General features: G+C 48.8%; 6 protein-coding genes. 3 read left to right on the forward strand and 3 right to left on the reverse strand.

Annotation, left to right across the window (positions count from 1 at the left end):
* Window positions 1-33: 33 nt before the first annotated feature.
* The 3 genes from ASC50_RS04100 (at window position 34) to dusB (ending at window position 3651) form a co-directional block, all read left to right on the forward strand.
* Window positions 34-1290: an ABC transporter permease gene (locus tag ASC50_RS04100; protein WP_082592086.1), complete on the forward strand. Its 1257-nt coding sequence runs from the start codon at window positions 34-36 to the stop codon at window positions 1288-1290.
* Window positions 1291-1392: 102 nt separating this feature from the next.
* Window positions 1393-2646 carry an ABC transporter permease gene (locus ASC50_RS04105; protein WP_055431360.1) on the forward strand — a complete coding sequence of 418 codons (1254 nt, stop codon included), beginning with the start codon at window positions 1393-1395 and terminating at the stop codon, window positions 2644-2646.
* A gap of 30 nt (window positions 2647-2676) precedes the next feature.
* Window positions 2677-3651: a tRNA dihydrouridine synthase DusB gene (dusB, locus tag ASC50_RS04110; RefSeq protein ID WP_055431359.1), complete on the forward strand. Its 975-nt coding sequence runs from the start codon at window positions 2677-2679 to the stop codon at window positions 3649-3651.
* A 492-nt stretch (window positions 3652-4143) separates the two neighbouring features.
* Here the strand turns inward: dusB and pckA are convergent, their stop codons facing one another.
* The 3 genes from pckA to ASC50_RS06565 all read right to left on the reverse strand — a co-directional run.
* Window positions 4144-5733: a phosphoenolpyruvate carboxykinase (ATP) gene (gene pckA, locus ASC50_RS04120; protein ID WP_055431358.1), complete on the reverse strand. Its 1590-nt coding sequence runs from the start codon at window positions 5731-5733 to the stop codon at window positions 4144-4146.
* A gap of 186 nt (window positions 5734-5919) precedes the next feature.
* Window positions 5920-13014: an Ig-like domain-containing protein gene (locus ASC50_RS04125; RefSeq protein ID WP_082592087.1), complete on the reverse strand. Its 7095-nt coding sequence runs from the start codon at window positions 13012-13014 to the stop codon at window positions 5920-5922.
* 12 nt (window positions 13015-13026) lie between these two features.
* Window positions 13027-15301 (reverse strand): InlB B-repeat-containing protein (locus ASC50_RS06565; protein ID WP_158648406.1); only part of this gene is annotated, 2275 nt, incomplete at its 5' end.

Here is a 15301-nt window from a genome sequence, read left to right on the forward strand (position 1 = left end):
CTCTAAACTCTAATAACTAATAACTAAAAAAAAATGTTTGACAGGGAAAGTTGGATTGAGATATTTAGCACGATACAAAAGAACAAGATGCGGACGTTCCTCACCGGGTTTGCTATCTCGTGGGGCATTTTCATGTTTTGCATCCTTTTGTCTGCCGGCAATGGACTGCGCAATGGGATGTTGAAGCAGTTTGGTTCGCGCTCTGTCAATAGTGTGCAGTATTGGGGTCGCTGGATGTCGGTGCCGTATGAAGGGCTGCCTAAAAATCGCCGTATCGACTTGGATGAAGACAAAGATGTTCCTCTACTCAAGCATAAAGTGCCCGAAGCCGACGAGATAGTCCCCATAATGGATGTCGGACTCACAGCCGGTTATGAAACATTTAGTACAGCGTGCGGCTTCACCGGAGTAACGCCCGAATACATGAGAATAAACGGCATCAAGATAAAAGACGGGCAGGGGCGATGGCTCAACGACTTGGATATGAGGGAGAAGCGAAAAGTGGCAGTCATCAACGCCCGACTGCGCGAGGTGCTTTTCAAAGATGAAAACCCCGTAGGGAAAAAATTCCAGTACGGAGGGGGAGCAAGTTATATAAGTTACACGGTGATAGGTGTTTTTGAAGAAAAAACGTGGGGCAATAATGCCAAAGCCTACATCCCCTATACGACAGGTAAAACACTGTACGACAGAGGCTCACGGTCGCCAGGAGATATTGCGTTCACTATCAAAGGCTTAGACACTGAGGAAGCCAACAAACAATTCGAGGAGCGGTTTAGAGAACAACTCGCCAAGGTGCATCGTTACGACCCCAAAGACAAGCGTGCCATCGGCATGTGGAACCAGTTGCAAAACTATTTACAATTTATTGGCATTTTCAACGGCTTGTCGGCATTCATCTGGATAATCGGCATCGGCACGCTCATTGCGGGCATCATCGGCGTAAGCAACATCATGCTCATCACCGTCAAAGAGCGCACCCGCGAGATAGGTATTCGCAAAGCCTTGGGTGCTAAGCCCCGCGCGATACTGAGCGGCATCCTGCTGGAATCGGTGTTTATCACCTCCGTTTTCGGCTACTTGGGGATGTTTTTGGGCGTAGGCTTGGGCGAATTAGTGAGCGGCGTGTTGGAAAACATCCCCGAATCACCGATTCAAAGCCCCACGATAGACGTTTCCGTTGCCGTTGGAGCGATGTTGGTGTTAGTATTTTCAGGATTAGTGGCAGGCTATTTCCCCGCATGGAAAGCCGTGAGTGTATCACCCGTGGAAGCAATGAGAAACGAATGAACAGTTACCAGTTATCAGTTACCAGTTACCAGTCCAATGGTCACTGGTAACTGGTAACTGGTAACTGGTAACTGGTAACTGATAACTGGTAACTGATAGAAAATGTTTGATATTGACAGGTTTGAAGAGATATGGGTTACAATCACCCGTAACAAGGTGCGTAGCTTCCTGACAGGCTTTGGCGTGTTTTGGGGTATTTTTATGTTGATAGTGATGATGGGCTTTGGCGAAGGGATGCAGCGGGGGATGTTTCAGGGCATCGAAGGCTTCGCCACCAACTGTTGCATCATGGGCAGCAGCACCACCGGCGAGCCTTACAAAGGCTTCCAGAAGGGGCGGCAGTGGAACATACGCAACCCTGATTTAGACATCCTGACGAAATCCATCCCCGAATTGGATGTGCTGTCGCCACTGCTGTTTGGTGCGCGCACCGACAATAATGTGGTTTATGGCGATAATGCCGGCACACACAACGTGCGCGGTTTGCATTCCAACTACGAATACATCGAGAACCAATTTCTCACACACGGACGATTTATCAACGACATCGACATAAAGCAGCACCGCAAAGTATGCGTCATCGGCGTGAAAGTCTATGAGGAACTTTTCCCAACAAAAGACAATCCACTTGGCAAATATATACGGGTCAATGGCATTTATTATCAAGTAATTGGCGTGGCGAAAGGCGTGGAAGACATGAGTTTCAACGGGCGCACGTCCGAATCCATCGGCATCCCGTTCACCACGATGCAACAGATTAACAATCAGGGCGATGTCATCCACATGCTGGCAGCCACAGCAAAGGGCAGCATCCCCGTCAAAATTGTGGAAGACCAGATGAAATCGCTGCTCAAAGCGCATCACGACATCGCGCCAACCGACCAACAAGCCATCTGGGGCTTCAATATGGGCGAACAGTTCGCCATGTTTGATGCCCTGTTTATCGGCATCGCCATCCTGATATGGATAGTAGGCTCCGGAACCCTGATAGCCGGCATAGTGGGCGTGAGCAACATCATGATGGTTACCGTGAAGGAGCGCACCAAAGAAATTGGCGTGCGCCGCGCACTGGGGGCGAAGCCCCTCACAATCATAGCACAAATCATGTCGGAAAGTCTGCTCCTGACGGCACTCGCCGGCATCTTAGGCTTAGCATTAGGGGTATTGACGTTGCACATCGCCGATGTCTATTGGGTGCAGCAAGCAGAAAACATGTTCATTGCCGAGCCGCGCGTAGGCTTCTGGACAGCCATAGTTGCCTCCATCATCTTGCTAATCAGCGGCTTAATTGCAGGAGCCATCCCCACTGTTCGTGCTTTGAAAATCAAGGCGATAGATGCGATTAGGGAAGAATGAGGGGGAAATTTAGCAAAAACACATAGACAGATGACAATAGGAAACCTGATATTTGACGATTATCCCGTGTTTTTGGCACCGATGGAGGATGTGACGGACATTGCTTTTCGCCTGCTGTGCAAGGAGTTTGGGGCGGATATGGTTTACACAGAATTTATTTCGAGCGATGCGCTGATTAGGCATATCAACAAGACAGAGAGCAAGTTAGATGTGTCGAACGCGGAACGCCCCGTGGCGATGCAAATTTATGGTCGGGAGGTGGAGCCGCTGGTGGAGGCGGCGCAGATTTGCGAGGCGGCGCATCCGGACGTTATCGACCTGAATTTTGGTTGTCCGGTCAAGAAAGTGGCCGTCAAGGGTGCCGGTTCGGGGATGTTGCGCACGCCCGACAAATTGGTGGCGATTACGGCGGCGGTTGTCAAGGCGGTGAATGTTCCGGTAACAGTCAAAACACGTCTGGGGTGGGATAACGACAACAAAATCATCGTAGATTTAGCAGAAAAATTGCAGGATTGCGGCATCGCAGCTCTCACTATTCACGGACGAACTCGCGCCCAAATGTACACCGGAGAAGCCGACTGGACTCTGATTGGCGAGGTAAAAAACAACCCGCGAATGCAAATTCCCATCATCGGCAACGGCGACATCACCTCGCCCCAAAAGGCAAAACAGGCATTCGACCGCTACGGCGTGGATGCGGTGATGATTGGTCGCGGCAGCATCGGCGCTCCATGGATTTTCAGGGAGGTGAAGCACTACCTGAAACACGGCGAAATGCCTGAAAAACAAACATTTGCAGACTATTTGTCTATTTTGCAGCGACAAATCCGCGAAAGTGTCGAACGATTGGACGAACGGCGCGGCATTTTGCACAGCCGCCGTCATATTGCCGCCAGCCCCCTTTTCAAGGGCATTCCCGACTTCAAACCCACCCGAATAGCGATGCTTCGCGCTAACACTTTGGACGAATTATTTGGAATAATGCAGCAAATTGAACAAAAATAATGATATTTAACACTAAATTAAACATTTTTATGGAAAAACATTTGGCTTGTATCAAAATATGCCGTACCTTTGCGCGTAGTTTTTTCATAATAGTATTAAATTTAAGGTTAATAAAGATTGATCTAGGGAGTTCGGGAGAATTTCCTTTTTCTTTTTCCTTGATTTTGAGGAAGTTAAATAAAAAAGTAAATGAATACCGGATATATTACCTATATTGCAATCCCGTAGGGATTATAGCTCGGTAGAAATGCGAACCTTCACCGCCACACGGCATCCCGTAGGGATGCAACATCATCCGCAATCGGTTGCATCCCTACGGGATGCAGGAATGGGGAGGGTATTCCATTTCTACCGAGCTATAATCCCTACGGGATAAACACAGAGGGAAAATAGGTAATATATCCGGTATTCATTAAAAAATGAATGAAAAGGGGCGCGATAAACCGCGCCCCTAACATATTGTCATTGCGGGCTTGACCCGCAATCCCCTGATTACAACTGCGGACCTGACGGAATCAAATCCTTGCCTTCCGGCAGGTATTGTTCAAAGTTCTTGATATATTTTGCGCCCAGCGACTTCGCTTTCGTTTCCCATTCTGCCACGTTTGCGCCGTAAGTGGTGCGCGGGTCGAGGATGTCGGAAACGCCCGGCAATGTTTTTGGAGCAACCAAATTCAAGATTGGCACTTTGATGGTCGGGGCTTTTTCGATGGAGCCGTCGATGATGGCGTCGATGATGGCGCGCGTGTCCTTCAAGGAGATACGCTTGCCGGTGCCGTTCCAACCGGTGTTCACCAGATAGGCTTTTGCGCCGTGTTCCTTCATTTTCTTTGCCAACACGCCGGCGTATTGGGTCGGGTGCAAGGTCAGGAACGCTTCGCCGAATGCCGGTGAGAACGATGGAACAGGCTCAGTGATGCCGCGTTCGGTGCCCGCCAACTTGGAGGTGTAGCCGCACAGGAAGTGGTATTGTGCCGATTTTTCGTCCAAAATAGATACGGGAGGCAACACGCCGAAGGCATCCGCACTCAGGTAGATGATTTTCTTCGCGTGACCGGCACGGGAAGGCAACACAATCTTGTTGATGTGGTAAATCGGATACGACACGCGGGTGTTTTCCGTCTTCGAGGCTTCCTTGGAATAGTCGGGTGTGCCGTCGGCTTTCACCGTCACGTTTTCCAAAAGGGCATCGCGGCGGATGGCACGCCAGATGTCCGGCTCGTTTTCCTTGCTCAGGTCAATTACTTTGGCGTAGCAGCCACCTTCGTAGTTGAATACGCCGTTGTTGTCCCAGCCGTGCTCGTCGTCGCCAATCAAATAGCGTTTCGGGTCAGCCGAGAGGGTTGTTTTGCCTGTTCCCGACAAGCCGAAGAAGATGGCTACGTCGCCGTCTTTGCCCACATTTGCCGAGCAGTGCATAGAGGCGATGCCGCGCAGGGGCAGGTAATAGTTCTGCATAGAGAACATCCCTTTTTTCATTTCGCCGCCGTACCACGTGCCGCCGATGATTTGTTCGCGTTCGGTGAGGTTGAACAGCACATACACTTCGGAGTTCAAATTGTGCTTTTGCCAATCGGGGTCGGTGGTTTTTGAACCGTTGAAGACCACGAAATCAGGATCGCCGTAGTTCGCCAATTCGTAGTGCGACGGGCGGATAAACATATTGGTCACAAAATGCGCCTGCCATGCCACTTCCACGATGAAACGCACCTTCATGCGCGTGTCTTCGTTGGTGCCGCAGTAGGCATCCACCACGTACAATTTTTTCGCCGTGTTCAATTGCTTGATAGTGTTGGCTTTCAAGTCTTTCCAAACCTCCGGCGTGGTGGGTTTGTTGATGTTACCGTCCCACCAAATCGTGTTTTCCGACGTTTTGTCCTTCACGATAAAGCGGTCTTTGGGCGAACGACCGGTAAATTTACCCGTGTCCACGCTCACCGAGCCGGTAGTTGTTACTGTGCCTTTTTCGAAGCCCTGATTTGCAGGGTCGATTTCGGCTTGAAAAAGCTCCTCATAAGACGGGTTATACACAACAGGAATGTCCTTGTTGATGCCGTACTTGCTCAAATCTAATGTTGCCATTTTTTGTAAATATGTATTTAATTGTTTATATTTCTTCGTATGATGCCTTTTTTCGGCGCACAAAATTAGTCTTTTTTTTTGATATGGCAAAATCTGAATCAGGATTTGCAAGATTAAAGGATTGGCAGGATTTTTGATAATCCTGCCAATCCTTTTGTCAGAGTACAGACGTGGCGCGCCACGTCTCTACTGCTTCACCACTTTCAAAGTCTGCCCTCCTATCTTCAGCAGATAAATGCCGCTAGGATATGCTGACAAATCTATGCGGCTTTCGGTGGTGCTTTGCAGGCATTCGCCGCTCAGGTTATATACCTTCACCTCTGCGCCGTTGGCGTTTTTGATGTGCACCACGTCTGTCGTTGGGTTGGGGTACAGTTGCAATTTAACGGTAACCGTTTCTATGGCGGTGGCGGGTGCCGACTCTTCGGGGCTGTCTTCTGTCCACTGGGCATACAGCGTGATGTTGCGGGTGATTAGTTCATTTTCAAACCACTCGTTTTTATACGACAGCTCGTAGAACCAGCCTGCAAAGGTGTAGCCTTCGCGCTCCGGGTCTGCCGGTTTGCTTGCCGTTGCGCCGCTATTGACTGTTTGTGAGGCTACCGTGCTACCGCCGCGAGAGTTGAACGCTACGGTGTACGTTACAATTACCGGTGCAATTACCGGTGGTGCAGACACTGTCACTGTCACCATGCAAGTTGCCTGTTTGCCTCCATCGGCTGTGGTCGCCGTGATGGTGGCTGTGCCTGCCGCCTTTGCTGTTACTTCACCACTCGCACTCACCGTGGCAATGCTTGTGTTGCTACTGCTCCATGTCACCGTTTTGTCGGTGGCAGTGGCGGGTGTCACGATGGCGGTGAGTTGCTGTGTGGTGAATTGCTGTGTGGTGCTTATGCTCAGTGTGGCGGTAGTATCGGTGAGCGTTACGCCTGTTACCGCTACGGAGGTAACTGTCACAGTGCGAGTGACCGGTGCCACGGCAGTGAAATTCTCGTTATCCGTTACCGTTGCTGTGATGTGAGCCGTACCGACTTTGTTAATGTTGACAACATTGCCTGAAGTACTTGCCACACTTGGATTGTCGCTGGTATAAGTGATAGAACGCCCCTTGTCTGTTGTGCGCGGTAAGCTTAAATTCCTAACTTCGCCGTAGGTAATTGTTGTATCATTTTTCCAAAAATCAATGTCTTCTGCATTGGCTTTGTTTACAGTCAGGGTGCGAGTGACCGGTGCCACGGCAGTGTAATTCTCATTATCCGCTACCGTTGCTGTGATGTGAGCCGTACCGACTTTGTTAATGCGAACAGAATTGCCTGAAGTACTTGCCACATTTGGATTGTCGCTGGTATAGGTGATAGGCCGCCCCTTGTCTGTTGTGCTCGGTAAGTTAAAACTCGAAACTTCGCCGTAGGTAATTGTTGTATCTTTTCCCCAAAAATCAATGACTCCTGCATCTATTTTGTTCACAATCAGAGTGCGAGTGACCGGAGTCACGGCAGTGTAATTCGCATTAACCGCTACCGTTGCCGTGATGTGAACCGTACCGGCTTTGTGGATGGAAACATTATTGCTTGAAGTGGTTGCCACATTTGGATTGTCGCCGGTGTAAGTGATAGTCCGCCCCTTGTCTGTTTTGCTCGGTAAGCTTAAACTCGAAACTTCGCCGTAGATAACCGCTGTATCATTTTTCCAAAAATCAATGACTCCTGCATCACTTTTGTTCACTGTCAGGGCGTGAGTGACCGGTGTCACAGCATTGTAATTCTCATTAACCGCTACCGTTGCTGTGATGTGAACCGTACCAACTTTGTGAATGTAAACATTATTGCTCGAAGTTGTTGCCACATCTGCATTGTCGCTGGTATAAGTGATAGGCCGCCCCTTGTCTGTTGTGCTCGGTAAGCTTAAACTATTAACTTCGTAGGTAACCGTTGTATCTTTTCCCCAAAAATCAATGACTCCTGCATCACTTTTGGTCACAGTCAGGGTGCGAGTGACCGGTGTCACGGCATCGTAATTGACCGTATCCGCCACCGTTGCTGTGATGTGAGCCGTACCGATTTTGTGAATGTTAACATAACCGACCGGAGTAGTTGCCACATCTGCATTGTCGCTGGTATAGGTGATAGACTGCCCCTTGTCAGTGCTGCTCGGTAATTCTAAACGTAAATTTGGGCCGTAGGTAACCGTTGTATCATTTTTCCAAAAAGCAATGACTCCTGCATTGGCTTTATTTACAGTCAATGTTCCGTCCTGAAAAGAGAATTTGTAATTACCATAGCTCTGATTGAGGTTCGGTTTGATGGCATAGTCGCCGACATTACCACCGTTGTAGTTACAAACAAATGTTGGAAATGAATCCAATACTGCTTCTGTTTCACCATTCACGAAGCCGGAATATTGGTATGTAAATGATGTTGGCGTAGCATCGCCGTAAAACATTGAGGTGTCATTAACGGTAATTGTTACTGTGGCTTTGTCGATGGTTAATGCGCGAATGCGCGTTGCTGCTCCGCCGGCTTGAGATGCCGTGATAGAAACTACACCTGCCTTGTGTATGGTTGCCGTAGTATCCGAAATTGATACTATGCTGGTATCGCTGCTAATAAAGGTAATTGGTTCCGGTGCTATACTGGTGGCAACCAATGCAAACGGCGCATTGCCATACGTTTTCATCGGCAAATCAGCAAAAGTAATCGCTGAATCGCTCTTTTTAACAGTCAAAAGACGTGTTACCGAGGCGGGATTGTGATTCAAATCACCTGCCTGCGTTGCCGTAATTCGAGCCGTGTCCGCGCCGGTGAGATGCACTCGATTACCCGTAACGGTAGCCACAGACGTGTTGTCGGAAGCATAAACAATCGTCAATCCCATGTTGGTCGTGTCCGGCAAATCAAACTCGGCTTCGCCGTAAGTCTTTGATATGCTGCTCGAAACAATGGTTTGATTAGCTTTAGAAACGGTCAATGTGTGCGTTACCGAGTCGGCGGCATTGTAATTGGCATCACCTGCCTGCGTAGCCGTAATTTGAGCCGTGCCCGCGCCAACTATGTGCATATAATTACCCGTAACGGTAGCCACAGATGGGTTGCCCGAAGCATAAACAATCGTCAATCCACTGTTGGTCGTGTCCGGCAAACTAAAATCAACATCGCCGTAGGTTTTTGATGGGATGGAGTTCCAGACGATGGTCTGATTGGCTTTATTGACGGTCAAGGTGTGCGTTACCGAGTCGGCGGCATTGTAATTGGTGTTACCTGCCTGAGTGGCAATAATATACGTTTGCCCTGCACCCGTGATAGTTACCCTGTTGCCTGAAATGGTTGCTACACTCGTATTCAAACTTTCATAACTGATAGTCAAATTTTTATCTGTTCTTGATGGCTGCAAAGAAAAATTGGCATCGCCGTAAGTTTTTGATGGGATGGAGTCCCAAGTAATGGTCTGATCGGCTTTATTGACGGTCAATGTGTGCGTTACCGCTGCAGCGGCATTGTAATTGGTGTTACCTGCCTGCGTTGCCGTAATTTGAGCCGTGCCCGCGCCGACTATGTGCACTCGATTATCCGCAACGGTAGCCACAGATGTGTTGCCCGAAGTATAAACAATCGTCAATCCCCTGTTGGTCGTGTCCGGCAAAGAAAAATTGGCATCACCGTAGGTTTTTGATGGGATGGAGTCCCAAGTAATGGTCTGATCGGCTTTATTGACGGTCAATGTGTGCGTTACCGCTGCAGCGGCATTGTAATTGGTGTTACCTGCCTGCGTTGCCGTAATTTGCACCGTCCCCCCGCCGACTATGTGCACTCGATTATCCGCAACGGTAGCCACAGATGGGTTGCCCGAAGCATAAACAATCGTCAAGCCCATGTCGGTCGTGTCCGGCAAATCAAAATCGGCATCGCCGTAAGTTTTTGATGGAATGGAGTCCCAGCCGATGGTCTGATATGCTTTATTGACAGTCAATGTGTGCGTTACCGAGTCGGCGGCATTGTAATTGGTGTTACCTGCCTGCGTAGCCGTAATTTGAGCCGTGCCCGCGCCAAGTATGTGCACATGATTATCCGTAACGGTAGCCACAGATGGGTTGCCCGAAGCGTAAACAATCGTCCATCCCATGTCGGTCGTGTCCGGCAAATCAAAATCAACATCGCCGTAAGTTTTTGATGGGATGGAGTCCCAGACGATGGTCTGATCGGCTTTATTGACGGTCAATGTGTGCGTTACCGAGTCGGCGGCATTGTAATTTGCATTACCTGGCTGCGTTGCCGTAATTTGAGCCGTGCCCGCGCCGACTATGTGCACATAATTACCCGTAACGGTAGCCACAGAATGATTCTTGGAAGTATAAACAATCGTCAAGCCCATGTCGGTCGTGTCCGGCAAATCAAAATCAACATCGCCGTAGGTTTTTGATGGGATGGAGTCCCAGCCGATGGTCTGATCGGCTTTATTGACAGTCAATGTGTGCGTTACCGATGTGGCGGCATTGTAATTGGTGTTACCTGCCTGCGTTGCCGTAATTTGAGCCGTGCCCGCGCCGACTATGTGCACATGATTATCCGTAACGGTAGCCACAGATAGGTTACCGGAAGTATAAACAATCGTCAATCCCCTGCTGGTCGTGTCCGGCAAATCAAAATCGGCATCGCCGTAGGTTTTTGATGGGATGGAGTCCCAGCCGATGGTCTGATCGGCTTTATGGACGGTCAATGTGTGCGTTACCGATGTAGCGGCATTGTAATTGGTGTTACCTGACTGCGTAGCCGTAATTTGAGCCGTGCCCGCGCCAACTATGTGCACATGATTATCCGTGACGGTAGCCACAGCTGTGTTGCCCGAAGCGTAAACAATCGTCAAGCCCATGTCGGTCGTGTCCGGCAAATCAAAATCAACATCGCCGTAGGTTTTTGATGGGATGGAGTCCCAAACGATGTTCTGATCGGCTTTATTGACGGTCAATGTGTGCGTTACCGACGTAGCGGCATTGTAATTCGTGTCACCTGCCTGCGTAGCCGTGATTTGCGTTTGCCCGGCACCCTTGATAGTTACCGTGTTGCCTGAAATGGTGGCTACATTCGCATCCGAACTTGCATAACTGATAGTCCAATTTTTATCTGTTTTGAGCGGCAAATCAAAAGCAGCATCGCCGTAGGTTGGTGATGGGATGGTGACCCAGACGATGGTCTGAGCGGCTTTAGCGACAGTCAATGTGTGCGCTACCGACGCGGCGGCAGTGTAATTCGCATCACCTGCCTGCGTAGCCGTAATTTCCGTGTGCCCGGCACCCGTGATAGTTACCATGTTGCCTGAAATGGTTGCTACATTCGTATTCGAACTTATATAACTGATAGACAAATTTTTATCTGTTGTTGATGGCAAAGAAAAAGCGGTATCGCCGTAGGTTTTTGTTGGGATATCGATCCAAGTAATGGTCTGAGTGGCTTGATTGACGGTCAATGTGTCCGTTACCGACGTAGCGGCATTGTAATTCGTGTTACCTGCCTGCGTAGCCGTAATTTGCGTTTGCCCTGCACCCGTGATAGTTACCGTGTTGCCTGAAATGGTGGCTACATTCAAATTCGAACTTGCATAACTGATATTCAAATTTTTATCTGTTTTTTGCGGCAAATCAAAAGCGGCATCGCCGTAGGTTTGTGTTGGAATATCGATCCAAGTAATGGTCTGAGTGGCTTGATTGACAATCAATGTGCGCGTTTCCGGTGTAGCGGCACTGTAATTCGCATCACCTGCCTGATTGGCAGTAATTTCCGCTTGCCCTGCACCCGTGATAATTACCGTGTTGCCTGAAGTGGTGGCTACATCCAAATTCGAACTTTCATAACTGATATTCAAATTTTTATCTGTTTTTTGCGGCAAATCAAAAGCGGCATCGCCGTAGGTTTGTGTTGGGATGGTGCCCCAATTAATGGTCTGAGTGGCTGGATTGACCGTCAATGTGTGCGTTATCGGTGTGGCGGCTGCGTAATTGGTGTTACCTGCCTGCGTAGCCGTAATTTGAGCCGTTCCCCCGCCGACTATGTGCACTTGATTATCCGTAACGGTAGCCACAGATGGGTTGCCCGAAGCGTAAACAATCGTCAAGCCCATGTCGGTCGTGTCCGGCAAAGAAAAATCGGCAGCGCCGTAAGTTTTTGATGGGATGGAGTCCCAGACGATGATCTGAGCGGCTTTATTGACAGTCAATGTGTGCGTTACCGAGTCGGCGGCATTGTAATTGGTGTTACCTGCCTGCGTAGCCGTAATTTGAGCCGTTCCCCCGCCGACTATGTGCACTTGATTATCCGTAACGGTAGCCACAGATGGGTTGTCGGAAGTATAAACAATCACCAATCCTCTGTTGGTCGTGTCCGGCAAAGAAAAATCGGCATCGCCGTAAGTTGGTGATGGGATGGCGCTCCAAGTAATGGTCTGCTCGCCTGGATTGACGGTCAATGTGTGCGTTACCGGTGTGGCGGCATTGTAATCTGCATTACCTGCCTGCGTAGCCGTAATGTGCGTTTGCCCTACACCCGTGATAGTTACCATAGCACCAGTGAAAGTTATCATATCGCCTGAAGAAATGGTTGCTACAGCTTCGTTGCTGCTGGTAAAGACTATCGGCTCAGGCGATGGACTACTTGTGGCGGTCAATATAAAATCGGCATCGCCATAAACCTTGACTGGCAGTGCATTAAAAGTGATGACCGGCGTTTGTTTCCATTTTGCCGTGAGTGTGAGGTCGGCGGTTACAGGAGTGTCGAAGTCATATTCTGCTTCGCCGTCGTACCAACCTTCAAAAGTGTAGCCATCGCGACCGGGCGGGCTCGGTGCAGTGGCTGCTGTACCGTGAATTATGGTTTGCGTGGCTATGTTGCTCAAACCCGTGTCGGCAAATGTTACTGTATAAACTCCCCGTTGTATAGTTATCGTGTAGGTTGCTTCTCCTCCACTGTCGTCTGTAACATGGATGAGAAATGTATTTATGCCATAATTCAAAATGAATGTTCCGGTATCGCTCACCGCAACCGTATCATTAAGCAATGCAGCCTCGGCTGCAATATGAACGCTATCTTTTTCATCTATGGTGAGTGAATAGTTGGTTATGTCCGTACCGAAAGCCGGCGAAAGACTATACCCGGCCACAGAAAGGCTACTTAGCGAAGCGGAAGAGGCAATATTTGTGCTGCACAAGGCGGCAATGATAAGAATAAATAACTTTCTCATACCTGCTTTAGCAGCCGGAGCATTTATCTGATATGTATCATTTCTTATCATCATCTTCTAATCAGATTATTTTTTCACCACTTTCAAGGTTTGTCCGCCCACTCGCAAGATGTAAACACCATTGGGCTCGTTTGACAAATCTATGCGGCTACCGGTCGTGCGGTGCAGCAACATACCAACGAGGTTATATACCCTCACTTCCGCGCCATCAACATTGTTGATATAAACAACATCAGACGTGGGGTTGGGATATGGCTGTAAAGACGTTGCCGGCAATGTTTCTACGATGCCGGTGGCATCGCCGCCGGCGGTTGAATAGGTTGCAAGCGTGGAAATGACCACATTGTCTATCGCAGCAGGAGTCTGTGTCCCGACCATGCCGTTGTTTCTCCAAGTGAATACCAGGCGCTTTGTGGCACCCTCCGGCAGTGTTGGTAGAGCAATGACCGCTTTTTGCCATGAACCGGACAGATTGTAGGTTCCCAGCGGAACTTCACTCAGTTGCGCACCGGTCGCCGGTTTGGTAGAAGTTTCCACTAAATAGACAGCCAAATAATCAATATCCTTTTCTCCAACACCTTTCCAATCAAAACTAAGCGTATATTCGTTGGTTGAAGCGGGGAACGTGATGTCGCGATAGAGGTGTACCATGCTATAGCTATTTATAGTGTAGTCGTTGCTGTTGCCATTGTTGGAAATGTAAGCGGCTTTGCTGCCTCCTTTGTTGGTTGCAGAGCCTACATGCCATTTGTTGGTCTGATTGCCGTTTGCAAACGTCCAACCGGCGAGAGTGGTGCCGTTGCCGGTTTCAAAAGTTTCTATAAGCGGTGTGGTTGGTGATATATATTCATACGCAACTTTCACCGGCACGATAACGCTTTTTTTCGCAATTGTTTTTTCATCAGCAAAATCCAATTTCAGGTTGGAAATTACCACATTATAAGAGCCCTCCGCAAAGTCTTCTGCAATGGTGTAAATGATATTCACAATATTGCGTGAGCCTGTCTGTGCCACGAAATTTCTTAATCGTGCACTTTTCAATCCTGCCTTTGGCGTGATTTCAAACAACCATTTTCCGCCTGCCAGAGAGGATATATTTAAGTTATAATCCGCAACAAGGTCGGCATCCAATGCTGTTCGTGCCACATCCAAACTTAATCCGGCGGGCAATTCAGCATGGAAAGAGCCTGCAAAATTGATGTTAGAAAAGGACGCCGGTATGCTAAAGTTGATGCTTCCGGTATGATTGCTCCCGGCCGGTTCGCTTTCTGTGATGATAACGCTGTTGTCTTCAACAATGGCCGGAACTTCGGGTGTTGGCGCATCAGGAACTTCGGGAACTTCAGGTGTATCAGGAACTTCCGGTACTTCCGGCACTTCCGGCACTTCCGGTGCATCAGGAGCTTCTGGAACTTCCGGTACTTCCGGTACTTCCGGTACTTCCGGTGCATCAGGAACTTCAGGTGTTGCTGTTTCCGGTACTTCCGATGTTGGCGCATCAGGAACTTCCGGTGTTTCCGGATCTAACTCTGTCCACTTGGCGTATAACCTAATCGCAAACCGATGATCTTTGATTACAAAGACATCACTTTCAAAATTCCATTCATTGATGCACTCAGCTTCTTTATACCAACCACCAAAAACATATCCATCGCTCACAGGGTCTTCCGGCTTGGCAATCAGGCGACCTGAAAGAAATTCGCCTTCAAAATAACTGCCATCTTGTAAGTCGAACCACACATGATATCCCCCTTCGTATGGCTCTGGTGGTTCCGGTATCCATTCCGGTTCTTCATGCGTGTCTTCTTCATCCGTTTCGAGAACTTCCGGTGTTTCCGGATCTAACTCTGTCCACTTGGCGTATAACCTAATCGCAAACCGATGATCTTTGATTACAAAGACATCACTTTCAAAATTCCATTCATTGATGCACTCAGCTTCTTTATACCAACCACCAAAAACATATCCATCGCGTACAGGGTCTTCCGGTTTGGCAATCAGGCGACCTGAAAGAAATTCGCCTTCAAAATAACTGCCATCTTGTAAGTCGAACCACACATTATATCCCCCTGCGAATATTGGTGGGTCCGGATCTAACTCTGTCCACTTGGCGTATAACGTATTGGCAAGCCAAATATGATAGACATCACTTTCAAAATTCCATGCATTGATGCACGCAGCTTCTTTATACCAACCACCAAAAACATATCCATCGCGTACAGGGTCTTCCGGCTTGACTATCAAACCTGAACCTGAAAGAAATTCGCCTTCAAAACGACTGCCATCTTGTAAGTAGAACCACACATAAAGTTTCCCTACGGGTGGCCTTGGTGGGTACGAT

The organism is Candidatus Symbiothrix dinenymphae, from assembly GCF_001431085.1.